The organism is Candidatus Pelagibacter sp. Uisw_121, from assembly GCF_047722545.1.
Classification (GTDB): domain Bacteria; phylum Pseudomonadota; class Alphaproteobacteria; order Pelagibacterales; family Pelagibacteraceae; genus Pelagibacter.
Genome location: NZ_CP159816.1, coordinates 895,388 through 921,800, shown reverse-complemented (window position 1 = coordinate 921,800; position 26,413 = coordinate 895,388). Strand labels below are relative to the sequence as shown.

General features: G+C 30.9%; 24 protein-coding genes and 1 pseudogene. 14 read left to right on the top strand and 11 right to left on the bottom strand.

From position 1 onward, the window contains the following. Window positions 1–16: 16 nt before the first annotated feature. The 9 genes from ABXT52_RS04965 to ABXT52_RS04925 all read right to left on the bottom strand — a co-directional run bounded on the left by ABXT52_RS04965 (window position 17) and on the right by ABXT52_RS04925 (window position 8,602). Window positions 17–778 carry a sulfite exporter TauE/SafE family protein gene (locus ABXT52_RS04965; protein WP_415271472.1) on the bottom strand — a complete coding sequence of 254 codons (762 nt, stop codon included), beginning with the start codon at window positions 776–778 and terminating at the stop codon, window positions 17–19. A gap of 1 nt (window position 779) precedes the next feature. After that, complete coding sequence (locus tag ABXT52_RS04960; protein WP_415271471.1) at window positions 780–1,943, bottom strand: MFS transporter; 1,164 nt, start codon at window positions 1,941–1,943, stop codon at window positions 780–782. A 206-nt stretch (window positions 1,944–2,149) separates the two neighbouring features. Next, window positions 2,150–3,007: a DMT family transporter gene (locus ABXT52_RS04955; RefSeq protein WP_415271470.1), complete on the bottom strand. Its 858-nt coding sequence runs from the start codon at window positions 3,005–3,007 to the stop codon at window positions 2,150–2,152. 3 nt (window positions 3,008–3,010) lie between these two features. Continuing rightward, window positions 3,011–4,492, bottom strand: coding sequence for an aldehyde dehydrogenase (locus ABXT52_RS04950; RefSeq protein WP_415271469.1), 1,482 nt, complete (start codon window positions 4,490–4,492; stop codon window positions 3,011–3,013). After that, window positions 4,493–5,275 (bottom strand): alpha/beta fold hydrolase, encoded by a 783-nt coding sequence (locus ABXT52_RS04945; RefSeq protein ID WP_415271468.1) that lies wholly within the window; start codon window positions 5,273–5,275, stop codon window positions 4,493–4,495. It lies immediately after the preceding gene. A gap of 4 nt (window positions 5,276–5,279) precedes the next feature. After that, window positions 5,280–5,867: an amino acid synthesis family protein gene (locus ABXT52_RS04940; RefSeq protein ID WP_415271467.1), complete on the bottom strand. Its 588-nt coding sequence runs from the start codon at window positions 5,865–5,867 to the stop codon at window positions 5,280–5,282. After that, window positions 5,867–7,033: an LLM class flavin-dependent oxidoreductase gene (locus tag ABXT52_RS04935; protein WP_415271466.1), complete on the bottom strand. Its 1,167-nt coding sequence runs from the start codon at window positions 7,031–7,033 to the stop codon at window positions 5,867–5,869. Before ABXT52_RS04935 ends, ABXT52_RS04940 begins: the two co-directional genes overlap by 1 nt. A gap of 120 nt (window positions 7,034–7,153) precedes the next feature. Then, window positions 7,154–8,305: a glycerol-3-phosphate dehydrogenase gene (gene glpD, locus ABXT52_RS04930; protein WP_415271465.1), complete on the bottom strand. Its 1,152-nt coding sequence runs from the start codon at window positions 8,303–8,305 to the stop codon at window positions 7,154–7,156. A 57-nt stretch (window positions 8,306–8,362) separates the two neighbouring features. Further along, a complete protein-coding gene (locus tag ABXT52_RS04925; protein WP_415271464.1) occupies window positions 8,363–8,602 on the bottom strand; it encodes a hypothetical protein in 240 nt (79 codons plus the stop codon). A gap of 83 nt (window positions 8,603–8,685) precedes the next feature. On the opposite strand from ABXT52_RS04925, the gene glpK reads away from it, so the two are divergent. The 14 genes and pseudogenes from glpK to ABXT52_RS04855 all read left to right on the top strand — a co-directional run bounded on the left by glpK (window position 8,686) and on the right by ABXT52_RS04855 (window position 25,201). Further along, a complete protein-coding gene (glpK, locus tag ABXT52_RS04920) occupies window positions 8,686–10,164 on the top strand; it encodes a glycerol kinase GlpK (protein WP_415271463.1) in 1,479 nt (492 codons plus the stop codon). A 117-nt stretch (window positions 10,165–10,281) separates the two neighbouring features. After that, the gene (locus ABXT52_RS04915) at window positions 10,282–12,009 is read left to right on the top strand and encodes an ABC transporter substrate-binding protein (RefSeq protein WP_415271462.1); all 1,728 of its coding nucleotides are present in this window, start codon (window positions 10,282–10,284) and stop codon (window positions 12,007–12,009) included. A gap of 87 nt (window positions 12,010–12,096) precedes the next feature. After that, window positions 12,097–13,161, top strand: a complete 1,065-nt coding sequence (locus tag ABXT52_RS04910; protein WP_415271461.1) for an ABC transporter ATP-binding protein — start codon at window positions 12,097–12,099, stop codon at window positions 13,159–13,161. Further along, entirely contained in the window at window positions 13,154–14,218 is a 1,065-nt protein-coding gene (locus tag ABXT52_RS04905) for an ABC transporter ATP-binding protein (protein ID WP_415271460.1), read from the top strand. The genes ABXT52_RS04910 and ABXT52_RS04905 overlap by 8 nt, the downstream gene beginning before the upstream one ends. Further along, the gene (locus ABXT52_RS04900; protein WP_415271459.1) at window positions 14,218–15,084 is read left to right on the top strand and encodes a carbohydrate ABC transporter permease; all 867 of its coding nucleotides are present in this window, start codon (window positions 14,218–14,220) and stop codon (window positions 15,082–15,084) included. Before ABXT52_RS04905 ends, ABXT52_RS04900 begins: the two co-directional genes overlap by 1 nt. After that, on the top strand, window positions 15,081–15,881 hold the full coding sequence (locus tag ABXT52_RS04895) for a carbohydrate ABC transporter permease (protein ID WP_415271458.1): 801 nt from the start codon (window positions 15,081–15,083) through the stop codon (window positions 15,879–15,881). The genes ABXT52_RS04900 and ABXT52_RS04895 overlap by 4 nt, the downstream gene beginning before the upstream one ends. Window positions 15,882–15,973: 92 nt before the next feature. Further along, window positions 15,974–16,240 carry a DUF2160 domain-containing protein gene (locus ABXT52_RS04890; protein WP_415272523.1) on the top strand — a complete coding sequence of 89 codons (267 nt, stop codon included), beginning with the start codon at window positions 15,974–15,976 and terminating at the stop codon, window positions 16,238–16,240. A gap of 179 nt (window positions 16,241–16,419) precedes the next feature. Continuing rightward, window positions 16,420–17,163, top strand: coding sequence for a racemase (locus ABXT52_RS04885; RefSeq protein WP_415271457.1), 744 nt, complete (start codon window positions 16,420–16,422; stop codon window positions 17,161–17,163). A gap of 5 nt (window positions 17,164–17,168) precedes the next feature. Continuing rightward, entirely contained in the window at window positions 17,169–18,335 is a 1,167-nt protein-coding gene (locus tag ABXT52_RS04880) for a M24 family metallopeptidase (protein WP_415271456.1), read from the top strand. A gap of 58 nt (window positions 18,336–18,393) precedes the next feature. Further along, on the top strand, window positions 18,394–19,482 hold the full coding sequence (locus ABXT52_RS04875) for an ABC transporter ATP-binding protein (RefSeq protein ID WP_271563976.1): 1,089 nt from the start codon (window positions 18,394–18,396) through the stop codon (window positions 19,480–19,482). Window positions 19,483–19,616: 134 nt separating this feature from the next. Continuing rightward, window positions 19,617–20,732, top strand: coding sequence for an extracellular solute-binding protein (locus ABXT52_RS04870; protein WP_415271455.1), 1,116 nt, complete (start codon window positions 19,617–19,619; stop codon window positions 20,730–20,732). A gap of 83 nt (window positions 20,733–20,815) precedes the next feature. Then, the gene (locus ABXT52_RS04865; RefSeq protein WP_415271454.1) at window positions 20,816–22,063 is read left to right on the top strand and encodes an ABC transporter permease; all 1,248 of its coding nucleotides are present in this window, start codon (window positions 20,816–20,818) and stop codon (window positions 22,061–22,063) included. A 3-nt stretch (window positions 22,064–22,066) separates the two neighbouring features. Then, a complete protein-coding gene (locus ABXT52_RS04860; protein WP_415271453.1) occupies window positions 22,067–22,921 on the top strand; it encodes an ABC transporter permease in 855 nt (284 codons plus the stop codon). A gap of 56 nt (window positions 22,922–22,977) precedes the next feature. Next, window positions 22,978–25,201: pseudogene (locus ABXT52_RS04855) on the top strand (3-hydroxyacyl-CoA dehydrogenase NAD-binding domain-containing protein). On the opposite strand, the gene ABXT52_RS04850 reads toward ABXT52_RS04855, so the two are convergent. Beyond that, the gene (locus ABXT52_RS04850; RefSeq protein ID WP_415271452.1) at window positions 25,198–26,037 is read right to left on the bottom strand and encodes a hypothetical protein; all 840 of its coding nucleotides are present in this window, start codon (window positions 26,035–26,037) and stop codon (window positions 25,198–25,200) included. The pseudogene ABXT52_RS04855 and the gene ABXT52_RS04850 overlap by 4 nt on opposite strands. Continuing rightward, the gene (locus tag ABXT52_RS04845; RefSeq protein WP_415271451.1) at window positions 26,018–26,407 is read right to left on the bottom strand and encodes a hypothetical protein; all 390 of its coding nucleotides are present in this window, start codon (window positions 26,405–26,407) and stop codon (window positions 26,018–26,020) included. The genes ABXT52_RS04850 and ABXT52_RS04845 overlap by 20 nt, the downstream gene beginning before the upstream one ends. Window positions 26,408–26,413: the final 6 nt, after the last annotated feature.

Sequence of the window (26,413 nt, the reverse complement as noted above, 5' to 3'; positions counted from 1 at the left end):
TGTGAGTCAAGATATTCTAAAAATTGTCAATAATTCTAAAAAACCCAAATATTGAAATAAATATAAGAAAGTAAAAAACAACTTTTCTATAAGTCTTCTCTTTACTTTTAACAAAAAATTTATCACCAATATAAACACCTATTGGTAAAGTAATAATCAGTGGAACAGTCCTATAAATAGTTGTGACATCCACAATTCCAGCAAAAAAACTTAGACTAAAAGCATAAATATCTGTTAAGAAAAATAATGCTGCTAATGAACCTCTAATTATTACAGGTTGAATACTTGTAACTAATAAGAATAGCGCAACAGGCATTCCTCCTAAAGTAGTTAATCCATTTAATGCTCCAGCAATTATTCCTGTAAAAAATTTTCCATAATTATTATTAATCTTTTGATTTACAAAACCTCTCATTAATAAAAATGAAAAAAATATGATTAGTACACAAACAGATAGATGTGTAACGTCAGGAGTTAAATATTTTAATAGATAAATACCAACAGGAGAGCCAATAATTATTCCAAATATTAGTTTTATAACAAAATTCCAGTCTATTTTGTTCCATATATATGGGACCATAAAAATACTAATAATGACCTCAAGTATTAGAATAATTGGAACTATTTCTACTGCCGGAAGAATAAAAGAAAAACCCGAGATACATGTTGCTGAAAAGCCAAAGCCATTAAATCCTCTTATAATAGAAGCAATGAATACAGTAAATATTACAAAATAAATTTCAACCAAGCTCAGTTGAAAATAATCTATTAAATCCATTTTACTTTCTCTCTTTAAAATCAGCTCTTAATGTTGATAATATAATTAAAACCAAGAATATTATACAAACTAAATTCATTGTTTTCCAACTTGTTGAGGTTAGGAAAACTCCTGCAGATAAACTTGAGATTGCTTGAATTGAATAAACTATTAAATCATTAAATCCTTGCGCCTTAAATTTTTCATTTTCCCTATAAGACAAAACTAATAGACTTGTCCCAGATATAAATAAAAAGTTCCAACCAAATCCTAAAAATATTAATGCAACTAAATAATTAGTAAAATTTTGGTCAAAGAAACTAGTTAAGATTGTTATTAAAAATAAAAAGACACCAGCATACATTATTTTACTATGTCCAAATTTTTTTATCAAATTACCTGTAACCAATGATGGTAAAAACATAGCTGCAATATGAAATTGAATTACAAAACTTGTTTTAGTTAAGTTTATTTTCTCCATTACATGCATACTTATTGGTGTAGCTGTCATTAAAAATGACATCACTGCATATGCAAATGCAGATGCTACTAAAGCCTGTAGAAATCTTGGTTGAGAAATTAACTCTAGATAGCTACGTGAAGTTTTTTTATTAATAAGATTTGGTTTATGCCCGTCTTTATAGAATAATAAGAAAATTATTGAGGTGAGTGTTAAAGCTGCAAGTGCGATGTAAGAACCGGCATATAAATGTTCAGCAATAATATCTTTTGTTATATTAGCAACATTTGGTCCTATAAAAGCAGAACCTATACCTGCTAATAATATTATTGAAATAGCTTTTGGTGCCATATCCTTTTTAACTGTTTCAACCGCAGCAAAACGATATTGATGACTAAACGCAACCCCAGCCCCAAGTAAAAAACATGCGAAATTAAATAATATAAAACTTTCAATAATTATTGAATAAGCAGCAAGTAATGATGACAATGAACTAATAATTGATGCAAATATAAAGCCTGCTCTTCGACCAATTATACTCATAACCTTTGCTGCAAAAATTGCAAAAATTGCAATACCCACAATTGATAAAGCCATTGGAAGAGTTGCTAAAGATTTTACTGGACTAAACTGAGAACCAATTATTCCACTTAAAAAAACTGTTATGGGTGCTGCTGTAAAAGCAAAAATCTGACTTAAAATTAGTAGCCATAAATTTTTATTCATTAAAAAAAATATTTATCACCGATGTACATAGCCCATGCTACTGCAGCTCCGAGTATAATATATTTCATAATAAGTTTATTTTATTTCGATTTTCTCAGGAAGTATACCTTTAGGATGATATATTATGATTAATAAAAGACCCATATCCATTATTAGGCACCTAAAGTATCGAACACTTTTAATTAAATGAATTTACAATAGAGGAATTATCTAATTTTCTGTAGCTGGTAAACAGAAATAATCACAATAGATCCACCAACAGCACTTAGTAGCGATGGAATTTCTTCAAAGATAAAAAATGTTAGAAGCAAACCAAATATTGGAAATAAAGAATAGAAAGGCATAACCTTGTTAACTGAGTAAAATTTATATAGATAAAACATAGATGTGTGAGCAACAACTGAAACCATCACTCCATTATGAAGTAAGAGTAACCAAGTATATAAATCGATATTCTTTAATTGACTAAAAGTATTACCCTCAAAAATAATTGAAAAAAGTAGCAGAGTTACAAAGCCAATAAAACCCATTATAGCATTAGTTAATTTTACATCAATATTTTTAATGTAACGAGAAAATACATTTGCAATACCATAGAAAAAAGCTGAAACAGCACAAAGTAGAATTGCAAAAATTTCATTTTTTAAATTAGGATCATATCCAATAAGAAAAATTCCAAAAAAAGAAATAAAAATTAGTAGCCACATTTTAAAAGTAACTTTTTCACCTAAGAATATTGAACTAGCAAGTATTGCAAAAGGAATTGCAAGTTGTGCACCAATGATAATAGGTGCAATTACAGTCGCTTTTTGTAAAGATAGATTTAAAAAAATAAAAACACCAAAACCCATAGATAAAGAAAAGCCTGCTAAAGGAAGTTGATATTTTTTACTTGGAATTCTAAATTTACAAAAGGGAGCAAGACATGAAAAAAGTATAAACATCCTTAATGATGCCGCTAACATAGGTGTTAAAGATGTATTTAATGCAAGTTTATTAATTGGATAAGAGCTTCCAAAAAGAAACATAATGAACAAAACTAAAAAATAATGTCTGGCAGTCAATTATTAACCCATTGTAAATGGATCAACCATTGGTTTATCCGATGAATTTAACCATGTAGTCTTTATTCTTGTGTATTCTTTAATTGACTCAATTCCTGCTTCTTTTCCATATCCACTATCTTTAATTCCTCCAAAAGGAGCCATTGGTGAAATTAACCTATAAGTGTTTACAAAGGTTATTCCAGCTCTAATTGCCCTTGAAACTCTCAGGCCTCTTCCAAAATTAGATGTGTAAACTCCGGAAGATAAACCATATTTATTATCATTCATTAATTTAATAACTTCTTCCTCTGTTTCAAATTTCATAACAGATAAAATTGGACCAAATAATTCATTTTCAGCAGTAGGTAAATTATGATTCTCACATTCAATTATTGTAGCTGGAAAATAATAGCCTTTATTAGATATATCTGATCTTTTCCCTCCACATCTAATTTTCCCTCCTTGTTCAATAGTGGCTTTGATATTTTTTTCTATATTTTCTAATTGTTTGAAACTATTTAAAGGCCCCATTTGAGTATCTTTATCCATTGGCGCACCCAGTTTTATTTTTTCTGCTTTTGCCACCAATTTATCTAAAAATTCATCATAAATTTTTGATTGAATATAAAGTCTTGATCCAGCAATGCAGCTTTGACCACTTGCACCAAAAATTCCAGCAGTAATTCCATTAAGTGCATTTTCTTGTTCAGCATCATTAAATACTACAACAGGGCTTTTACCACCCAGTTCTAAACTTACTTGAGATAAATTTTCAGCAGAATTTTTTACAATATGTTTTGCAGTTTCTGGGCCACCAGTGAATGCAATTCTTTCCACAAGATCATGTGTAGTTAGAGCTTTACCACAAGGCTCGCCTAAACCGGTGATTATGTTAACTACTCCTTTTGGTATTCCTGATTTTTCAACTAATTTTGCAAATTCTAATAAAGTAACTGGAGCAAGTTCAGATGCTTTTATTACAACAGTATTTCCCATAGCCAAGGCTGGTGCAAGTTTAACAGCTGTTAGTAACATTTGGGAGTTCCACGGAATGATTGCAGCAACCACACCAATAGGAATTCGAGTAGTTGTCACCTGCATGTCTGCTTTATCAATTGGCACAACTGTTCCTTCAACTTTATCTGCAAGACCTGCAAAGTAATCATAGTATTCAGCAATATAATTAGCTTGTGTTTTTGTTTCTCTAAAAATTTTTCCTGTATCTTTAGTTTCGATAGTACCAAGATGTTCAGCATTATCTCTCAATTGATTTGCTAGAGACTTTAAATATTTAGCTCTATCTCTTGGATATAAATTAGACCATGAGTTATCAAAAGCCTTTTGTGCAGCCTTAACTGCTTTATCTACATCTTTTTTATTTGCTTCGGGTACAGTTGCCCAAACTTCATTATTTTCTGGATTTAAAGTTTCGATAGTTTTACCAGACTCAGACTCAACCCACTGACCATCTATGTACATCTTGAAGTTTTGAATTTTTGTCATTTAATTATTAATAAACTTTTTAAGATTTATATTAACATCTTCTGCACACTCTATACTACAAAGATGTTTTCCATTATTTATCTCAGTAAAACTTGAATTTATTAAATCATTAGATAAGGATTTTGACATCTCAACTGTTGAACCAGTATCATTTGATCCCGTCATCACAAGAGATTTAGTTTCTATTTTTTTAATCATATCTATATTATCTTGATGATACGCAAATAACTTGTAGGCTTTTAAAAAATTTAAATGATCCTCACTATTTTTTGTCAGAATTTTTATAAATTGTTCATAAATTTCTGGGTGATTATTTAAGTATTGATCTGTGAACCATCTTTTTAGCGCCTGTTTTGAAATAGGTTTATTTAACTTAGCTTGTTCAAGTCTTTCTATAACCAAATCTCTTTGTTCCTCAGTTCTTTTATATGTAGTCCCAAGCAACGTAAGGGTTTTTAATTTATCCTGAAATTTTGAAGCAAAGTCTAATGCAACCAATGAACCTAGAGAAAATCCAATTAGATTAATCTTATCTATTTTCAAAAATTGTAATAAATTATCTAATTGGTTTGAAAAATCATTCAAAGTAACCTCCTCTTTCCTGTAAGGAGTTCTTCCATGTCCTAATAAATCATAAGTAATTATTGAATGATTGTTTAAAGAGTTAATTTGAGGCTCCCACATTTTACGATCTAGCCCAACACCATGAATAAATACTAATGGAGTAGTGTTATTATCAATAAATGAGTAATAATTTTGATTTGGATCAAAATTTTGAGACATTTATTTATTTTGGGTCCAATCCCATTTCCTTCATATCTTGGTAGCGATCACCTGTTCTTGCATGAGCCCTGCCACTCGAGGCTCCTCCGATAGCAATAACAATTTCATCATCAAAAGGAGCATCATGTATAGTAAATTCGTGTGTAAGATAATAGGGCCTTAGACCAGAGTCTGTTTTATGCATCATTGGAATGGATATTTTTGATCCAGCAGAACTTCTGGTATTGGTAAAACTTAAATAAGATGTTCCACCAACTGCGTCTCTAAATTTATTTCCAAATCTTAAAGTATGAATAAATGCTGATGCATGCTCAATTTCACCATTAAGACCAACTGTGCCAGCTTTACCATAGGCTAAAATTTTCTCAGGAGATCCAATTTCTTTTATAAGTTCTGGTACTAATATATCACCTAACTTTGGTGCTAGGTCTAAAATAATTGGTTTAAGGTCATCGACAAAACCTTTTCCACTCCATGGATTTTTAAAAACAGCTGCAACAGAAACCATTAAGACTGGTTCTTTAGCTTCTTTACCACCTTCAATAAAAGTTTTATCTACAAATTTTGTAAACTTTCTAAGATCCAGTTTCATTAACTTGCTTTTTCTATATTTGAATTGTCTAAATTAATCTTTGGTATAACCTCATCATTAAACAGTTTTATACTCCTCATGCAAGTCTCATGATCTATTCCAGGAAAATTAGACCAAACTTGAAGATTTTGTAAATTTAATTCTGATTTTAATTCATTTATTTTATTAACAACATATTCTGGTGTTCCAAATAATAAATTTCTTTTATGTAGAAAATCATAATTAAGTAAGTCTAATTTATGTTTTGTTTCTGGTAACTCTTCACCTGGATCCATATGATTACCTAAACCTCTCCAATGACAAACCCATTTCATATAATTGATAATATGCTCGCCAGCCATTTTTTCAGCTTCTTCCATAGTTTCAGCAACAAACATATCTCTAACTAAAGATACGCCTTCACCTAGTGAAACATCTCTATTTTCAGCTTTAGATTTTGCGTCTCTATAAATTTCAAACCTTTTCTTTAACGCTTTAACAGTAGGTATCCACATTATTGTATTTAATCCATTTTGTGCTGCCCATTCAATTGATCGTGCACCATCAACAACTTGCCATATTGGTGGATGAGGTTGTTGTTTTGGTTTTGGTACAACGCTTATTTTTTTTATTTCATTTGTTGTTGTATCTAAAAATTTTTTACTAGGTGGACTCATATCATGTTGCCAAGTAAAACCAGGAGTAGGGTAGGTATAAAACTCACCTTGATGACTAAAAAATTCTTCAGTCCATGCTTTTTTCATCACTGTTAAAGTTTCATCAAATAATCTAAAATTTTTTGCTTGATCTTTTAAGTCAGCCTCTTTGTTCATGTTTATAGCTTCTCTGCCATATATTCCTCTACCAATACCAACATCAACTCTCCCTCCTGATAGTTGATCCAATAAAGCTATGTCCTCTGCAAGACGTATGGGGTTATGAAAGGTAATTACATTGCAAGCTTGACCTATTCTAATTTGTTTAGTTCTTGCAGCTGCATCAACGCCCATCATTAAAGGGTTCGTGCACGATTCCATTCCTTCATGATTGAAGTGATGCTCTGTATACCAAATAGAGTCCCAATTATTTTCATCACAGTAAGTTGTGATTTCTTGGGTTTCGTTTAATAGCTGATTGTATGGCTTATGATTCCAGTTAGTAGTGTTACAAAAATATCCAAATTTCATTCAAACCTCCTTAAATAATTAAATTTAAAGACGACTGATCCCACTTTCGTATTGGATTTAACGATGAGTTATGTATCGCTTTATATAATTAGATTAACATTTTTTTAATCTATTGGATATCTAAAAAAGATTCTTTTTATGTGTCCAAGGTCCCATTTTAGTTTTAGGCAAAAACTTTTCTAGGTCTAATAGGACATTTTCTGCTAGTTTTCTGTAAGTAGTTAATTTACCACCATAAATACTAAGAAGGGGTAATTTTTTTATTATATTTAAGTCAAAAATATAATCCCTTGTAACTTTGGAAGCTTGATTAAAATCCTCTATTAAAGGTCTTATTCCAGAATAAGAGTCAACTATATCTTTTGTACTGATTTGTTTTTCTAAATAATTATTTACTGAACGAATTAAATATTGAATTTCTTTTTTTGAAATTTCTTTATTTTCAGGCGATTTAACTTCAACCTCAGTAGTTCCAATTAGTGAAAATTTTTTTTTATAGGGTATTACAAATATTATTCTCTTGTCAGTATTTTGAAATGTAAATGCAACATCTTTCTTATATAATTTTTTAGTTATAATGTGACTTCCTTTAACTAATCTAATTTTATTTTTTGATTTTATTTTTATATTTTTTTTTAAAGTTTCATTTATCCATGGACCAGATGCATTAATTAAAATTTTTGATTTTATTTTCTCTCCTTTTTGAAGATGAATGACCCATTCATTATTATCAATTTCTGCTTTTTTAACTTTATTATATTCTAATACTTTAGCTTTATATTTTTTTGCAGATTTTATATTTAGTTTAGTCAATTTTTTATCATCAATTTGAACATCAAAATATTGGAAACCAATTTTATATTTTTTTTTAAGAATATTCGGTAATTTTTTTGAAATATCTAATGTGTTTGACTTTGGTATAATTGTTTTGCCTCCTAAATTATCATAAAGAAACAAACCCATTTTAATTAACCATGCAGGTCTAATTTTATCAACATATGGGATGATAAAAGGAATAGGTTTTGAAATTGGTTTTGCAATTTTGTAAATTATTTCTCTTTCTTTGAGAGAATCTCTAACTAGTTTAAATTCATAATTTTCCAAATATCTAAGACCACCATGAATTAATTTGGTAGACCATGAAGATGTTGCTCCACCTATCTCACCTTTGTCAGCGAGACAAACAGACAAACCTCTTCCAGCAGCATCTCTAGCTAAACCAGCGCCGTTTATACCACCACCTATAATGAATAAATCGAATACTTTTGACATTAAAATTATAGGTTGTTTATAAAACGTAATTAAAAATTTTCAATAACTTAAATTATTTTAACGCTGGTACTCAATAAATCTTTTTAACGATTGGTTTAAAAATTTTTCATAAATTTGACTTTTAGATGAAGTTTTTTTTAAATTTAAAAAAGATCTATTCATTTTAAAGTCATAAGAAGGTTCAAAGAAAAAAGGAATAGAAAGTATCTTACTTTTGTTCCATAAAACTCTGTGATTAGTTGCTTTAAATTTCCCTGCAGATAAAAATTCAAGAGCTCTAACAGGAGCAAGCTTCATAAAATCAAAATCGTTAAAATCAGGATTTAAAACTATATATATTCCTATAAAACCAATAAAATTATAATATAATAAGAAATTAAATGAAAAAATTTATAATTTCCATTGATCAAGGTACTACTTCAAGTAGAGCGATATTGTTTGATTTAAAAGGTAAACCTATTTTTACTTCTCAAACAGAATTTACGCAATATTTTCCGAAGGATGGTTGGGTTGAACATGATCCAGAGGAGATATGGAAAACTACTTTAAAAGTTTTTAAAGAAGTTATTAAAAAAAGCAAAAAGCTAAAAGGAAAAGTTTTAACTATAGGAATTACAAATCAAAGAGAAACAACTATTTTATGGGATAAAAAAACTGGTAAACCAGTTTATAATGCAATCGTATGGCAGGATAGGAGATCCTCAGAATATTGTAAAAAATTAATTAAACAAAAAAAAGAAACTATTATCTATAATAAGACAGGTTTACGAATTGATGCTTATTTCTCAGCAACAAAAATTAAATGGATTATAGATAACGTTCCCAAAGCAAGAGACTTAATTAAAAAGAAAAGATTATTATTTGGTACAGTCGATAGTTTTTTATTATGGAAATTAACAAAAGGAGTTGATCATGCAACAGATGCAACTAACGCAAGTAGAACAATGTTGTTTAATATCTCGACAAATAAGTGGGATGATCAAATATTAAAAATATTTAAAATTCCTAAAGAAATATTACCAGTAGTTAAAGATTGTGCAGCTGATTTTGGTTATACTGACCCTTCAATTACTGGAGCTTCTTATCCAATAACAGGAATGGTAGGTGATCAGCAATCGGCCACTATAGGTCAATGTTGTTTTGAACCAGGTTCTGTAAAAAGCACTTATGGGACAGGTGCCTTCGTACTTTTAAATACAGGAAGTAAAAAAGTTTATTCAAAAAATAGGTTGTTGACCACAATAGGTTACAGAATAAATGGCAAAACAACATACGCATTGGAAGGAACAATATTTATAGCAGGTGCTGGTGTTCAATGGTTAAGAGACAAAATGAAATTTATTAAAAAAGCATCAGACACTGAAAAAATTGCAAAATCTCTTAGTTCAAATAAAGGAATATATTTAGTGCCAGCTTTTACGGGCTTAGGTGCGCCTTATTGGAATGTAAACGCTAGAGGTATTTTAACAGGATTAACAAGAGATACAGGTCCAAAGGAAATCACAAGAGCTACGGTTGAGTCAGTTGCTTATCAAACTTATGATTTATTTGAGGCTATGAAGAATGACGGTTTAAAACCAAAATTAATTAAAGTTGATGGTGGTATGGTTTTAAATAATTGGTTCTCACAGTTTTTATCAGACACAATTAATACGAAAGTATTAAGACCTAAAGTAAATGAAACTACAGCACTTGGTGCGGCCTTTATGGCAGGTCTTCAGATAGGAGTTTATAAATCTTTAAAAGACATTGCGAAAAATTGGCAAGCAGACAAAAGTTTTAAACCAAGAATTAAAAATTCAGAAAGAAAAATTCTTATTGATGGTTGGAGTAAAGCAATTAAAAAAACTTTATCCTAATATTCAATTAGAAAGCGAAACATTTGTATAAGTTGAATTTTTTTTTGACATATGCTCCTTCTCCAAGTTAACATAAGCGTTCAAAAAATAAACAATAACCAAATAAAGGGAGAAGTAATGAATAAATTAAAAACTATTTTTACTGTTGCTGTTTGGTTTTCAATCGTAACTATTTCTAATGCATTTGCTGATGGTCATATGGCTGCAATCAAGAAATGGTCTAACGGTGAGTTTAGTTTATCTACTCTATCTGCAAAAGAAAGAGAGAAAGAACTAAAGTGGTTTCATGATGCTGCTAAGCCATTCGCAGGAATGACTTTAAAAGTAGTATCTGAAGGTATACCAACTCACATGTACGAGTTTAAGACTCTTACAAAGGCGTTTGAAGATATAACTGGCATCAAAGTACAACACCAAATCATAGGAGAGGGTGATGTAGTGATGGCTGTTCAAACACAGATGCAAACTAACGTAAGTATTTACGATGCATATGTTAATGACTCAGACTTAATTGGTACGCACGCGCGTATGCAACAAGCTGTAAATTTAACTGACTGGATGAAAGGTGAGGGTAAAGCTGTTACTAATCCAATGTTGGATCTAGATGACTTTATAGGACTTCAATTTACAACAGGTCCAGATGGAAATCTTTATCAACTACCAGACCAACAATTTGCTAACCTTTATTGGTTCAGAAAAGACTGGTTTGATAGACCTGAAATTAAAAAACAATTTAAAGCTAAATATGGTTATGAATTAGGTGTACCAGTAAACTGGTCTGCTTATGAAGATATCGCTAAATTCTTTTCAGAGGATGTTAAGATGATAGATGGTGTTAAGATTTATGGTCATATGGACTATGGTAAAAGAGCTCCCGACTTAGGTTGGAGAATGACTGATGCATGGTTATCAATGGCTGGTGGAGGAAGTAAAGGCCTACCTAATGGAGTTCCTGTAGACGAATGGGGAATTAGAATGGAAGCAGGTACTTGTAACCCAGTTGGTGCTAACGTATCAAGAGGTGGAGCTACTAATGCCCCTGCTGCAGTATACGCAATCAGAAAATGGGATGAATGGTTAAGAGCTTATGCACCTCCGGGAGCAGCGGCTATGGACTTTTATCAGTCTTTACCATCTCTTTCTTCAGGAAATGTTGCTCAGCAAGTTTTCTGGTATACAGCTTTCACAGCTTCTTTAGTAGGAAAAGATCCTAATAATAAAGTAGTTGATGCAGACGGTATGCCTTTATGGAGAATGGCCCCATCACCTAAAGGACCTTATTGGGAAGAAGGCATGAAGCTTGGATATCAAGATGTTGGATCATGGACTTTGTTTAAGTCTACTGACGTTGAGAGAAGAAAAGCAGCATGGTTGTATGCTCAATTTGCAGTTTCAAAAACTGTATCTCTTAAAAAAGCTGATGTTGGTTTAACTTTCGTAAGAAAGAGTACTTTAAACGACAAACACTTCACTAAGAGAGCGGCTGAACTAGGTGGACTTGTTGAGTTCTATAGATCAGACAGTAGAAATGTATGGTCTCCAACCGGTATTAACGTTCCAGATTATCCGAAGCTAGCACAATTATGGTGGCAGCATATCGGAGAAGTTAACTCTGGTACATTTACACCACAAGAAACTATGGATCGTCTTGCAGATGAGATGGACTTAGTTATGTCTCGTATGGAAGCTGCTGATAAAGCTAGTAACGCGTACGGTGGATGTGGGCCAAGACTTAATAAACCAAGAGAAGCTTCTTATTGGTTAAATAAGCCTGGTTCGCCAAAAGCCAAAGTTAATGAGAGACCTCAAGGTAAAACTGTAGCATACGAAGACGCTTGGAAGTAACCCTAGTTTAATCTAAATTTAAAAGGGGGCATTTATTTGCCCCCTTTTTTTTAAAGCTAAATTACAAATAATCAATAAATTGCAAATATGAGTTTAGAATTAAAAAATGTTGAGAAAAAAGTAGGAATAGAAACTCATATATATTCAACTAATCTAAAATTAGAAAAAAATACAATTAATGTTTTATTAGGTTCCACACTAGCAGGTAAAACAACACTTATGCAAATTATGGCCGGTTTAGACAAACCTACATCAGGTGAAATTTGGTTTAATGATGAAAATGTTACTGGTAAAGAAGTTCAAAAAAGAAATTGCTCTATGGTTTACCAACAATTTATCAATTATCCTAATTTTACAGTTTTTGAAAATATTGCTTCACCATTAAAAATCACTGGTGTGAAACCTGATGAAATTAAAGAAAGAGTAGGAAAAGTTGCTGAACTCTTAAAATTATCAGCTATGCTAAATAAAAAACCCGATGAATTATCTGGAGGACAGCAACAGAGAACCGCTTTAGCTAGGGCATTAGTCAAGGACTCAGATTTGATATTACTAGATGAACCATTAGCTAATTTAGATTTTAAACTTCGTGAAGAATTAAGAGAAGAATTACCTAAACTTTTTGAAGATAGAGATTGTATTGTTGTATATGCAACAACAGAACCCTTAGATGCATTGATGATAGGTGGAAACACTGCAACATTGTTTGAAGGAAACATTATTCAGTATGGAAAAACTTTAAATGTTTACAAAAAACCTGAAAATTTAACTTCAGCTAAAGTATTTAGCGATCCTCCAATGAACATAGCTGAAATAAGTAAAAGTGGAGAAATGTTCAAATTAAAAGATAACAACGTCCAATGGAAATCAAATGTGCAAATTAAAGATGGAAACTATAAAATAGGTATAAGACCACACAATATAACTACATACAAAGAAGGAGATAATTCAGTTGAAATTAACGGAAAAGTTTTGATTTCTGAATTAAGTGGGTCAGAAAGTTTAATTCATTTTACTAACGGAAAACTTAACTGGGTTTCGTTATCAAACGGAATTCAGCAAAAAAATATTGGCGAGAATACAAAATTATTCATGAATGTAGATGAGTTCTTATATTTTGACACAAATAACAGATTGGTAACTAATGGCTAAAATAACTTTAAAAGATTTAAGCCATAGTTATTTGACAAAACAAAGTAACGATGCAGACTGGGCGTTAAGAGGAGTTAATATTGATTGGAAAGATGGGGGAGCTTACGCATTATTAGGCCCTTCTGGTTGTGGAAAGACAACATTATTAAATATTATTTCAGGTTTATTGAAACCAACTAAAGGTGAAATTTTATTTAATGATAAAGATGTAACGAATTTAAACCCAGTTGAGAGAGATATTGCTCAAATATTTCAGTTCCCAGTAATATACGATACAATGACTGTTTATGATAATTTAGCTTTTCCACTAAAAAATAGAGGTCTTTCTAAAACTGAAATTGACTCTAAAGTAAAAGAAATTGCAGAGATGTTAGAACTCACATCAACTCTAAATAATAAAGCTGCTGGGTTAACAGCGGATGGTAAACAAAAAATCTCTTTAGGAAGAGGATTAGTGAGATCGGATGTGAATGTAATTATGTTTGACGAACCTTTAACAGTTATTGACCCTCATTTAAAGTGGGTTTTAAGGTCAAAGTTAAAAGAATTACATCAAAAAATTAATCGGACTATGATTTATGTTACCCATGATCAAATTGAAGCCTTAACCTTTGCAGACCAAGTCGTAGTTATGCATGAAGGACAAATTGTTCAAACAGGTACACCTGTAGAATTATTTGAAAAACCAAAACATACTTTTGTAGGACATTTTATTGGTTCACCAGGTATGAATATTCTTCCTTGTGAAATTAAAAATGGTCAAATTAATTTTGAAGGAAAGATATTACCAAACAATAACAGTATTAAAAAAACAAATTTTAGTAAAATGCAAGTAGGCATTAGACCAGAATTTATAAAATTTTCGAATGATGGTATTAAAGTAAAGATTAAAAGAGTTAGTGATACAGGCAGACATAAAGTAATTGATACTGAGTGTAGTAGCGGAAGTATTAAAATTTTAGCTAATGCTTCTGCTGAAATACCCAGTGATAGCGCACATATAACTTTTGATCAAAAATATACTTATGTATATGGAGATGATTGGATAATTGAATAATGAACAAAACACATAATCAAAAAGCCTGGTTCTTTGTTATTCCTGTATTTGTACTTGTTGCATTCAATGCTGTAGTACCATTAATGACTGTTGTTAATTATTCCTTTCAAGAAACTTTTGGAAGTAATGTTTTTACATGGGAAGGAACAAGATGGTTCAAAGAAATTTTACATTCTGAAAGATTTCACGCATCTTTAGGAAGACAATTTATATTTACCTTTATAATTCTACTAATACAGCTACCTCTAGGTATAGCTATTGCTTTAACTATGCCCAAAAAAGGTTGGGGAGTCCCTGTTTGTTTAATTTTAATGTCAATGCCGTTGTTAATACCCTGGAATGTAGTAGGAGCTATGTGGAATATATTTGCTCTTCCAGAAATAGGTTTTCTTGGAAATACTCTAAATTCGCTTGGTTTTGATTATAATTTTACTCAACAAAGTGGAGATGCTTGGTTTACAACTATTCTTATGGATGTTTGGCATTGGACTTCTTTAGTTGTTCTTTTATCTTATGCGGGTTTAAATTCAATTCAGCCAGCTTACTATCAAGCAGCAGAAATAGACGGTGCTAGTAGATGGGATATTTTTAGATATATCGAACTACCTAAAATGAAAAAAGTTTTAACTTTAGCTATACTTTTAAGGTTTATGGATAGTTTTATGATTTATACCGAACCTTTTGTTTTAACAGGAGGCGGTCCTGGTAATGCAACAAATTTTCTATCATTAGATTTAGTAAAAATGGCCTTAGGTCAATTTGATCTTGGACCTGCAGCTGCTATGTCACTTATTTATTTTTTAATTGTACTTTTAATATGTTGGGTTTTTTACAGCTTAATGATGAAAGATGAGGGTAGAAAATGAAAAAAATAAAATGGGTGGTACCAACATTCTACATAATTTTTTTAATGTTACCTATTTATTGGTTGCTAAATATGTCATTTAAATCAACTACTGAAATTATAAATGTTTATTCATTGTGGCCACAAGATTTCACATTAGATAATTATAAAACAATATTTACAGATAGCACCTGGTATATGGGTTATGTAAATTCTATTATGTATACAGTTTTAAATACTATAATTTCTGTATCTGTAGCACTTCCTGCTGCGTATGCCTTTTCAAGATATAAATTTTTAGGTGATAAACATTTATTTTTCTGGCTTTTAACAAACAGAATGGCTCCACCAGCTGTTTTTGCTTTACCTTTCTTTCAATTTTATTCATCAATAAATTTATTTGATACACATATAGCTATTGCGCTATCTCATTGTCTTTTTAATATTCCTCTTGCAGTTTGGATATTAGAAGGATTTATGTCTGCTGTTCCTAAAGAATTAGATGAAACTGCATATGTTGATGGATATTCTTTTCCTAAATTTTTCTTTAAAATTTTTATTCCTACAATAGCTGCTGGAATAGGTATTACCATGTTTTTCTGTTTTATGTTTTCTTGGGTTGAATTATTACTAGCAAAAACTCTTACAGCTACAATAGCTAAACCAATTGCAGCTATAATGACAAGAACATCAAGTACATCAGGTTATGAACTTGGTTTGTTAGCAGCAGCTGGAAGCTTAACTATTATACCTGGAGCAGTAGTAATTTACTTTGTAAGAAATTATATTGCTAAAGGATTTGCAATGGGGAGAGTATGATTTTTACAAATCTACATGCAGCTACAAATACTTGGAATACAGTTGGTAAAGCAAAAGAAAAAGGTCTTTTTGATTTTGATTTTATAAAATGGATGGCTTGGACATGGCCTACAGCAAGTTTTTTTATTTTTATAGCTCTTTGCATTACAGTTATGTATTTCTGGGAAAAAAAGGATCCTGGTGGCAGCCCAAGAAAAGGAATTTTAACTCTTAATACAACAAGAGGAGATAGACTTTTTGTATCTTTATTAAGCGCTGCATTTATTCATTTAGCTTGGCTAGGTCTTACAGATTTTAATCTTTGGATAGCTACATTTTTATCGTCTATATTTGCAGTTTTTGTATTTAGGTATGTTTAATTTACAAGCTATAATCGGATCAGGTCCATGTGGCTTGTCCATGTTAAGATCTTTTGAACAAGTTCTTTTAGTACCGTTTAAACCTTAAGTAACGACGAGTTATGTACGCTTTTATTGAGCATTATTTTAACTAGACTCCTTATTCAATATATATTTAATCAAAATAATACAGGTAATTTATGAAATTAAACAAGGTTGAGCCAAAATACATTTCAAAATCTAATCCAAGAATTGGTCTTATAACACTAGGCAGTGATTTTAGAATTGAAAAGGACTTTAATAATGTGGTGTGTGGAAGAGATATTGATCTCTATGTAAATAGAATTCATTGCTACAATCCACTGACCAATGAAACTTTAGCTAAAATGGCAGATGATATTACAGAAGTTGCTAAAGATATTTTACCAGATCAAAAAATAGATTGTGTAGCGTATGGTTGCACGTCTGGAACAGTTGCGGCTGGGTATGACGTGATAAAAGAAAAAGTAAATTTGGCTAAACCAGAAGCAAAGGTAACAACACCAATAACTGCAGCTATTAAGGCATTAGATAAATTAGACATTGATAAAATATCTATTTTTACACCTTACACAAAAACAATAAATGACTCTGTGGTTGGTTATTTTGAAAAAGAAAATATTAACGTTAATTCTTTAACTTACTTTGATATTGATTCTGATTTAGATATTGGAAAAGTTGATGAAGATCATTTATTTGACGTCTTGTCAAAAATAGATCTTGCAGATAGTGAGGCTTTGTTTGTTTCGTGTACGGCTTTACCAGTATTATCTATAATTGATAAGTTAGAAAAAAAACTAAATAAAATTGTTCTATCAAGTAATCAATCTTTAATCTGGGATTCTCTTAATGCAATTAACTATAAAGAAAAGATTGACGGTTTTGGAAAATTATTTAATAGTTAAGTAATATGAATTTTAGCAAAGAAGAATACAAAGCAAGATTAAAAAAAGTTCAAAGCTTAATGCAAGAAAAGGGCATAGAACTATTAATCTCTAGTGATACAGCCAATATGAACTATTTAACTGGCTATGATGCTTGGTCGTTTTATTATGCGCAAGCTGTAATTGTGCATGTGAACGCTGATGAACCATTATGCTGGGTTAGAAAACAAGATTCAGGTGGAGCTTATATAAAAACTTATCTAAAAAATGAAAATATTTTAGTTTATGATGAAAAATATATTCATACATGGCCAGTTCATCCATATGATAATTTGGTAGAAATTATAAAAGAAAGAAAATGGGATAAACTTACAATAGGCTTGGAAATGGATAGTCATTATTTTACTGCTTATTGTTACGAAAAAATGAAACAAGGGTTACCAAATGTTAAGTTAAAAGATTCTGAAAGATTAGTTAATTGGGCTCGTGTTGTTAAATCTAATGCAGAAATAGAACTTATGAAATCTGCAGCAATAATTTCTCAAAAAGGAATGCAAACAGCAATTGAAGTTATAAATCCTGGTGTCAGACAGTGTGACGCCGTAGGTGAAATTCAAAAAGCATTATTTTATGGAACCCCAGAATTTGGAGGTGAGTATTCAAGTATTGCAACACTACTTCCAACAGGAAAAGGTACTTCAGCATCACATTTAACAGCAACTCAAGATAAGTTTGTTGAGGGTGAGGCTACAATTATTGAGCTTTCAGGGGTATATCAAAGGTACCATTGCCCAATGGCTAGAACAGTTTTACTTGGAAAACCCGATCAAAAGAAAATTGACACTATGAATAAAACAAATGAGGCTCTTCAAGCTGGAATAGATGCTGCAAAACCTGGGCAAACAGCAAATGACGTTGCGCAAGCTTTTTGGAAAATTCTAGATAAATATGGAATAGAAAAAACCTCTAGAACTGGCTATTCAATAGGAATTGGTTACCCACCTGATTGGGGAGAACACACTTTAAATATATCAAAAGGAGATATGACTATTCTACAGCCAAATGTTACTTTTCACATGATTGCAGTAATGCAATTTGGAGAGTGGGGTGTTGAAGCATCAGAAGCAATTCGAATAACAGACAAAGGGTGTGAGTTATTCTGTAATTTTTCAAAAGATCTGCACATTAAATAATTGAGATAAAAAAACTTGATAAATAAGTCCACAAATGTTTTAAATTCACTTTAAAAATATGACAAAAAATAAAGAATTTGTAAAATTTGACAATGTAGACAAAAGCTATGATGGCAAAGTATTGGTCGTTAAAGGATTAAATCTAGACATTGAAGAAGGTGAGTTTGTAACTATGCTAGGACCCTCTGGTTCTGGTAAAACAACATGTCTTATGATGTTGGCTGGTTTTGAAACACCAACTCATGGAGAAATTTATTTAGATGGTAAGGTTATTTCAAATATTCCACCTCACAAAAGAGGAATAGGAATGGTATTCCAGAACTATGCTTTATTTCCGCACATGACTGTTTATGAAAATTTAGCCTTTCCATTAAGAGTTAGAAAAATTCCAAAAGATGAAGCTGATAAAAAAATAGATAAAGCTTTATCCATGGTTTCACTTCATGGTTTTGAAGCAAGAATGCCGATGCAATTATCAGGCGGACAACAACAGCGTGTTGCTGTTGCAAGATCATTAGTTTTTGATCCACAAGTGGTATTAATGGATGAACCGCTTGGAGCATTAGACAAAAATTTAAGAGAAAGCATGCAATATGAAATTAAACATATTCACGAAAGTATTGGTGTAACAGTTGTGTATGTTACACACGATCAAACTGAAGCATTAACAATGTCAAACCGTATTGCAGTTTTCAATGATGGTAAAGTTCAGCAACTATCAAGTCCTGATGAATTGTATGAAAAACCGGTTAATTCATTTGTTGCTGAGTTCATTGGAGAAAATAATAAATTTTCAGGTCAAGTTTTAGATATTTCAGGAGATAAATGTAAAGTTAAATTAGAAAATGGCACAGAAATTTTAGCAAATCCAGTTGCTGTTAAAGCAAAAGGGGATAAGACTAAAGTTTCACTAAGACCTGAAAGAGCAATTATAGATCCTACAGATAAAATGGATAATAATCATAAAGGTAAAATTGAAGAAATAATTTATCACGGTGATCACACTAGACTAAGAGTTGATTTGTTGGGAAATAAAGAATTCATTCTTAAAGTACCAAATAGCACCGCAAGATTAGATCTAAAAAAAGGTAATGTACTTAATATTGGTTGGAACAGTATTGATTGCAGAGCTTTAGATCCAAAATAATCTTAAAAAAATCCCTAAAAAACTTAAATAAAATAAAGGCAAATTAGACATAATTGGCTGTTGACTCATCTAACCTATATTGTTTTACTTTCACTTTATAAAATAACAAACGTTAACGTTAAATAGGAGAGAAAATGAAAAAAATAAGTAAATTATTACTTGCTCTATCTTTTGTACTTTCTATCACAACTTCAGCATTTGCAGTTACTGTAGTGTCTTGGGGTGGTGCTTATACGGAGAGTCAAAAATTAGGGTACGGTGATCCTACCGCTGCTAAATTAGGTATACCTGTAAACTGGGTAGACTACACTGGTGGATTATCTGAAATTAAAGCTCAAAAAGAAGCTGGAAAAATCACTTGGGACATCATTGATGTATACGCAAAAGATACTATCATTGGATGTGACGAAGGTATTTTTGTTGAATTTGACTTCGACAAAGACTTTGCTCCTGCTCCAGATGGAACAAAAGCTTCAGATGACTTCTTTACAGGCATGCCTTCAAAATGTGCAGTTGGAAACATCTTGTACTCTTGGAACTTTGCTTACAATAAGAACAATGTAAAAGGTACTCCTAAATCAGCAAAAGACTTTTTTAATACTAAAAAGTTTCCTGGTAAAAGAGCTATCTACAAAGGCGCAATGTCTAACTTAGAATTAGCTATGGCTGGTACAGGAACAAAAGCTGGCAAAGGTGGTGATAAGATTTACAACAAACTTGAAAAAGGTGGAGTTGATAAAGCAATTGCTGCTATTAAAAAACTTTGCACAGATCCAAATGGTGGATGTGTATTTTGGAATGCTGGAGCTCAGCCACCAGAATTATTAGCAAATGGTGAAGTTGTTATGGCTACTGGTTGGAATGGTAGATTCTTTAATGCACAAATGGAAGGAACTCCAATTGTACAAGTATGGGACTCTCAAATTCTTGACTATGAGTATTTCGCAATGGTTAAAGGTGGACCTAACGATGCTAACGGTAAGGCTATGAAAGTTCTTAGAGAAATGACAAGTACTGAAGGTCTAGCAGGAAGTGCTAAGTATATTGCTTACGCTCCTTGGAGAAAATCTTCAATTGCTATCATGGAAGCAGGAGAACCTTGGTTTAAAGATGGTAAGACTGCGATGGTACCACATATGCCAACAGCACCTGCTAACACTAAATCATACATTCTTATGAACCCTGAATTCTGGGCAGATAACCAGGATGAAATCGGTGAAAAATGGGAAGCTATGAAAGCTGGTCTATAATTTAGTTTTATAGATTTAGTTTTTGTTATAAAATATGGGCGGTTACAAAATAACCGCCCTTTTTTTTTAAGAATTTTTAAAATATGAGTTCAGAACAAATTTTATCATCAGACGGAATACCTTTAGAGGTCAGTTTAAAGAAGGCTGAAAGAAAAAATAAGTTGAAAGCACTATTCCTTGTAGGTCCTTTATTTTTATTTCTTATAATTACATACGTATTTCCAATAGGTGATATGTTATTTAGAAGTGTTGATGATCGTATGATTACAAGTAAGCTGCCTAATACTTTTGCAGCTTTAGAGAAATGGGATGGTGAAGATTTACCAGATGAAGGTGTGTATGAAGCATTTTATAATGACTTTTATCCTTTAGCCATAGCAAAAGAGTCAGGTAAATTATATCAAAGATTGAACTATGAAAAATCTGGCTTTAGTAGTGGATTAAAAAAAACAAATAGAAAAATTAAAAAATTTGAAAAAAGCAACTATAAAGAACAATTTATAAAAACTCATAAAATCTGGAGTGATGTGGAGTATTGGGTTGCTCTAAAGAATACTGCACCAAAATGGTCTTATGTTAAATACTTGAAAGGTGTGGATTTAAAACTTGACCTAGATAGAAACATCATTCAACAAGATGAGGATAGAAGAATTCATAAAATTCTATGGTTAAGAACTCTTAAAGTTGCTTTTTGGGTAACTATATTTTGTTTTATGCTTGCTTACCCAATTTCATACTTATTAGCTACATTACCTATGAAATATAGTAATTTACTGATGATATGTGTGCTTCTTCCATTCTGGACATCACTATTAGTCAGAACCTCAAGTTGGATGGTTTTACTTCAGCAACAAGGCCCAATTAATGATCTGATCGTATCGCTCGGACTTGCAGCAAACGATGCAAGACCAGAACTAATGTATAATGTAATCGGAACTTTTGTTGCAATGACTCAAATCTTATTGCCATTTATGGTTTTACCACTTTACAGTGTGATGAAAACAATATCTCCAAGTTTAATGAGAGCTGGAAAATCTTTGGGTGGAACGCCATTTGTAGCATTTAGAAAAATATATTTTCCATTAACAGTTCCTGGAATTGGTGCAGGGTCCTTGTTAGTTTTTATTTTAGCAATAGGTTATTACATAACTCCTGCATTAGTTGGAGGGGCAAGTGGGTCTTTGATTAGTAATACAATTGCCTATCACATGAAAAGTTCTCTAGATTGGTCATTTGCTGCTGCATTAGGAACAATGCTGTTAGTTGGTGTCTTAACTATTTACTGGATCTATAATAAATTAGTAGGGATAGATAATATTAAATTAGGATAAATTATGTCATTACCAACTTATACATCATGGAATTATAGAGTTTGGCACTACACATATTTAACAATTTGTGCGTTAGTATTTTTCTTTTTAATTGCACCATTGTTTATAATCTTACCACTTTCATTTAATGCTGAGCAATACATTCACTTTTCTAAGGGAATGTTAGCACTCGACCCAGATGCATTTTCATTAAGATGGTATGAGGACATGATTTATGGAACTAAAAATCCGTGGGGGCTTGCTGCAAAGAATAGTATTATTATTGCTTTCTTTGCAACCATTGGCTCTACAATTCTTGGAACAGTTGCTGCATTAGGTTTAAGCAGTAGACACATGCCTTACAAAGCAGCATTTATGGCTTTATTAATTTCACCAATGATTGTTCCATTAATTATTTCAGGAACAGCTATATTTTTCTTTATGGCAAAAGTTGGTTTAGCTGCAACGCATACAGGAATAATTTTAGCGCATATTATTTTAGGAACTCCATTTGTAGTTATTACGGTAACAGCAACATTAACAGGGTTTGATCATAGTGTTACCAGAGCAGCAGCAAGTCTTGGAAGTAATCCAGTAAATACTTTTATGAAAATAACTTTACCATTAATTTTGCCGGGTGTAATTTCAGGAGCACTATTTGCTTTTGTAACTTCATTTGATGAAGTTGTGGTTGTGTTATTCTTAGCTGGACTTGAGAATACAACTATTCCAATCCAAATGTGGGTAGGGTTAAGAGAACAGTTAAGTCCAACTATAATGGCTGTGGCAACTTGTTTAATTATAATGTCCACATTAATTCTTGTTAGTGCAGAACTTTTAAGAAGAAGATCTGAAAGACTAAGAGGAATTAATAGGTAATTTATTTACTAATCTCATTTTTTTTATTATAAACAGCTCTTCAATTTTTAAATCTTATGGAAATTAAAAAAGTTGTAGTTATTGGCTCAGGAACTATGGGTAGTGGTATTGCAGCACATTTGTGTAATGCAAACATTCCAGTAACTTTACTAGATTTAAAAACTGAAATAAGTGAGCAAGCGCGAGATAAAATTCACAAATCAAGACCTCCACTTTTGTTAGATAAGTCAAAAATAAAAAACATTAAAGTAGGAAATATTTTAGATAATTTTGATGAAGTTAAGGAGGCAGATTGGGTAGTAGAAGCTGTCGTTGAAAGAATAGATATCAAACATGATATCTATAAAAAAATATTTAGAGAAAGAAAAAAGGGTGCAATAGTTTCTTCAAACACATCCTCTATCCCCATTAAAGTCTTATCTGAACATTTATCAGAGGAAGAAAAAAAAAGATTTTTGCATTACTCACTTTTTTAATCCAGTTAGATACATGGGGTTATTAGAGATAGTTAAAAATGAAAATAATGATTTAGATAAAATAAATGCTTTAAAAGATTTTTGTGAAACAGAACTTGGAAAAGGTGCAATTGTTTGTAATGATACTCCAGGTTTTTTAGGAAACAGAATAGGAGTTTTTGCAATGCAAGTTGCAATGACTGAGGCTTTTAAAATGAAACTCAGTATAGAAGAAGCAGATGCTATTTTTGGAAGACCAATGGGTATACCAAAAACTGGTGTGTTTGGTCTTTATGATTTAATTGGTATTGATTTAATGGCGGATGTTTTAAAAAGTTTTATTAAAGAATTATCAGAAAATGATCCTTTTCAAATAGTTGCAAAAGAAATTTCTTTAGTAAAAATGTTAATTGAAACTGGGTATACAGGTAGAAAAGGTAAGGGAGGTTTTTACAAGGTTAATAAAACGGGTGAAGTTAAAGTCATGGAAGCTATTAATCTTGAAACTGGAGAATATTCAGCAAGTAAAAAGATTAATATTAAATCAGATAATGTAGATCTTAAAAAATTAATCTCAAGAGACGATAAGTATGGTGAGTATGCTTGGTCTGTTATTTCTAAGATTATTAAATATGCTTCTTCTTTAGTTCCATCAATTACAAAAGATTTTAATGATATTGATGAAGCAATGAGGTTAGGTTTTAATTGGACTAAAGGTCCATTTGAAATGTTAGAAGAGATTGGAGTTGATACTTTTTTTGATAAGATTGATGACTTTAAAGGAAATGCTTTTTTAGAAAATCTATTTCAAAGTAGAAATCAAGATTTTTATGGATCTAGACAAAAATATACTGACATCGAAACATTTGGAAAAGCAAAAAAGAAAGCATTAAGTGTTGATGGAAATAGCTCTGCTCAGATATATAGATTTAATGATTATAATATTGTTGAGTTTACCACTAAAGCTAATGCTCTAGATTATGACTCAATGGATGCTTTAAAAAAAGCTACAGATAAACCGTTGATTATAATAAATGAAAGTATGCAATTTTCTGCTGGGGTAAACTTGAGTTATACGATGGATTTTGCAAATAAGAATGATTTTAAATCTATAGAAAAATTTATTAGATATTTTCAAGAAACCTGTAAACACCTTAAATATTCAAATCATCCGGTTGTTTCTGCACCATCAGGATTAACACTTGGTGGAGGATTTGAGGTTATGGTTCAAAGTAATTTTGTAGCTTCACATACAAACATTGTAATTGGATTAGTGGAAACAATAGTTGGATTGATACCAGCAGGAGGGGGATGTAAGGAAATGCTAGCAAGATGGCTTGATACAGATGAGGCTAAAAAAAATTCTCATTACGCACCCCTTAAAGTCTTTGATATTATTGGGTATGGTAAAACAGCTACTTCACCAGTTGAGGCAGAACCATTAAAATATTTAAAACCTGAAGATAAAAAAATAATGAACAGAAATAGTTTGCTTGAGGTTTCAAAAAAAATCTTAGGTGACAATAAAGAATTTAAAGTTCCGTCAGAGACGAAATTTAAATTACCAGGAAAAAAAGTTTTAGTAGAAATGAATAAAATTCTAGAAAAGCTTTACAATGAAAAAGTAATTCGTGATCATGGTGTGACCGTTGCAAAGGAATTAGCGCATGTCTTGAGTGGGGGAGACACAACTATTGATAAAACTTTATCGGAAGATGATTTATTTAAATTAGAATTAGATGCCTTCATGAGACTAATCGAAACAAAAGAAACTCAAGATCGAATTAAACACACACTTAAAACAGGAAAACCTTTAATTAACTAATATCTTTCGTCTTTTTTTTTCTTTACTTCATTTTCCAATATTACTTCTTTTTTTTCTTCTATTATTTCTTCTTTTTTAAATTCTATTATCTTTTCACTTTCTTCTTTTTCTCTAATTAATTGTTCATTAAATTTCTTAACCAATTCTTCTTCTTTTGCTATTTGCTCCTTATCAAATTTCCTTTCCCACTCTTTTATTCTCTCTTCTTCATCTTTAACTCTTTTCTCTTCAAGAATTCTAGCTTGAATCATTTTTTGTTCTTTTAAATTTTCTAATCTTATTTCTTCTTCCTTTAATTGTAATTCTTCTTGAATTTTTCTTTGATTGAAGTCATTTAATCTCAATTCCTTGAGTTCTTCTATTTCTAATTGTTCTTTTAGTCTAAGTTGTTTTTCTTTTTCTCTTAACTCATCAGCTTCTTTTAATATTTTTATTTCTTTTTCTCTTAATCTTTCAACTTCAATATTTTTGATATTTTGTTCTATTTCCTCAAGTTTTTGTTTTTGATAATTTAATTTATGTTCTTCTTCGTTTAATCTTTGCTCGTCTTTTTTTTGTTTATCAATCTCAATATTCTTTAATCTTTCTTCCTCATCTTTTATTTTCTGTTTAGCTTCACGGGCATTCTGTCTCTCAAGAGCCATTAATTTATCATTTTCGATTTTGGCTTTTTGTTGCTCTTGTCTTATTCTTTGTTTTTCAAAAAAATCTAATCTTAGTTTTTCTTCTTTTAATTTTAAATCATCTTGTCTTACTTTTTCTTCTTCTTCATCTCTTAGTTTTTGTTCTTCAGCTTTAATTCTTTGAGCCTCAAGTTTAATTTTTTTTTCTTTCAATTTGCTGTTGTTGTTTTATAATTTTTATTCTCTGTTTTTCTTTGTTTTCTATTCTTTGTTTTTCTTCTTTTATAAGATTTAATTCATTTTGTTTAATTAACCTTATTTCTTCATTTTTTTGTTTTTCTTGTTCTAACTTTTCTTTTTTTAATTCTTTAATTTTTTCTTCTTTTATTAATTTGACTCTACGCAGTTCTTTTTGTTTAGCTCTTTCTTTGAATTTATTGTATTTTTCTATTAGAGATGAGGATGTGAATTTTGTTAATTTTTCTATATTAATTTTCTTTAAAATTTTTAAAGGTTGTTCAATTAACTTTTTTCTACTTAAATTAATTTTTTTCCTAATTGTATTTTTTAGGACATTTTTCACAAACTT

Coding starts and splice junctions, on each gene's coding strand:
- ABXT52_RS04965 (WP_415271472.1), bottom strand. CDS start 778: ATGGATTTAATAGATTATTTTCAACTGAGCTTGGTTGAAATTTATTTT.
- ABXT52_RS04960 (WP_415271471.1), bottom strand. CDS start 1,943: ATGAATAAAAATTTATGGCTACTAATTTTAAGTCAGATTTTTGCTTTT.
- ABXT52_RS04950 (WP_415271469.1), bottom strand. CDS start 4,492: ATGACAAAAATTCAAAACTTCAAGATGTACATAGATGGTCAGTGGGTT.
- ABXT52_RS04945 (WP_415271468.1), bottom strand. CDS start 5,275: ATGTCTCAAAATTTTGATCCAAATCAAAATTATTACTCATTTATTGAT.
- ABXT52_RS04940 (WP_415271467.1), bottom strand. CDS start 5,867: ATGAAACTGGATCTTAGAAAGTTTACAAAATTTGTAGATAAAACTTTT.
- ABXT52_RS04935 (WP_415271466.1), bottom strand. CDS start 7,033: ATGAAATTTGGATATTTTTGTAACACTACTAACTGGAATCATAAGCCA.
- glpD (WP_415271465.1), bottom strand. CDS start 8,305: ATGTCAAAAGTATTCGATTTATTCATTATAGGTGGTGGTATAAACGGC.
- ABXT52_RS04925 (WP_415271464.1), bottom strand. CDS start 8,602: ATGAAGCTTGCTCCTGTTAGAGCTCTTGAATTTTTATCTGCAGGGAAA.
- glpK (WP_415271463.1), top strand. CDS start 8,686: ATGAAAAAATTTATAATTTCCATTGATCAAGGTACTACTTCAAGTAGA.
- ABXT52_RS04915 (WP_415271462.1), top strand. CDS start 10,282: ATGAATAAATTAAAAACTATTTTTACTGTTGCTGTTTGGTTTTCAATC.
- ABXT52_RS04910 (WP_415271461.1), top strand. CDS start 12,097: ATGAGTTTAGAATTAAAAAATGTTGAGAAAAAAGTAGGAATAGAAACT.
- ABXT52_RS04905 (WP_415271460.1), top strand. CDS start 13,154: ATGGCTAAAATAACTTTAAAAGATTTAAGCCATAGTTATTTGACAAAA.
- ABXT52_RS04900 (WP_415271459.1), top strand. CDS start 14,218: ATGAACAAAACACATAATCAAAAAGCCTGGTTCTTTGTTATTCCTGTA.
- ABXT52_RS04895 (WP_415271458.1), top strand. CDS start 15,081: ATGAAAAAAATAAAATGGGTGGTACCAACATTCTACATAATTTTTTTA.
- ABXT52_RS04890 (WP_415272523.1), top strand. CDS start 15,974: ATGGCTTGGACATGGCCTACAGCAAGTTTTTTTATTTTTATAGCTCTT.
- ABXT52_RS04885 (WP_415271457.1), top strand. CDS start 16,420: ATGAAATTAAACAAGGTTGAGCCAAAATACATTTCAAAATCTAATCCA.
- ABXT52_RS04880 (WP_415271456.1), top strand. CDS start 17,169: ATGAATTTTAGCAAAGAAGAATACAAAGCAAGATTAAAAAAAGTTCAA.
- ABXT52_RS04875 (WP_271563976.1), top strand. CDS start 18,394: ATGACAAAAAATAAAGAATTTGTAAAATTTGACAATGTAGACAAAAGC.
- ABXT52_RS04870 (WP_415271455.1), top strand. CDS start 19,617: ATGAAAAAAATAAGTAAATTATTACTTGCTCTATCTTTTGTACTTTCT.
- ABXT52_RS04865 (WP_415271454.1), top strand. CDS start 20,816: ATGAGTTCAGAACAAATTTTATCATCAGACGGAATACCTTTAGAGGTC.
- ABXT52_RS04860 (WP_415271453.1), top strand. CDS start 22,067: ATGTCATTACCAACTTATACATCATGGAATTATAGAGTTTGGCACTAC.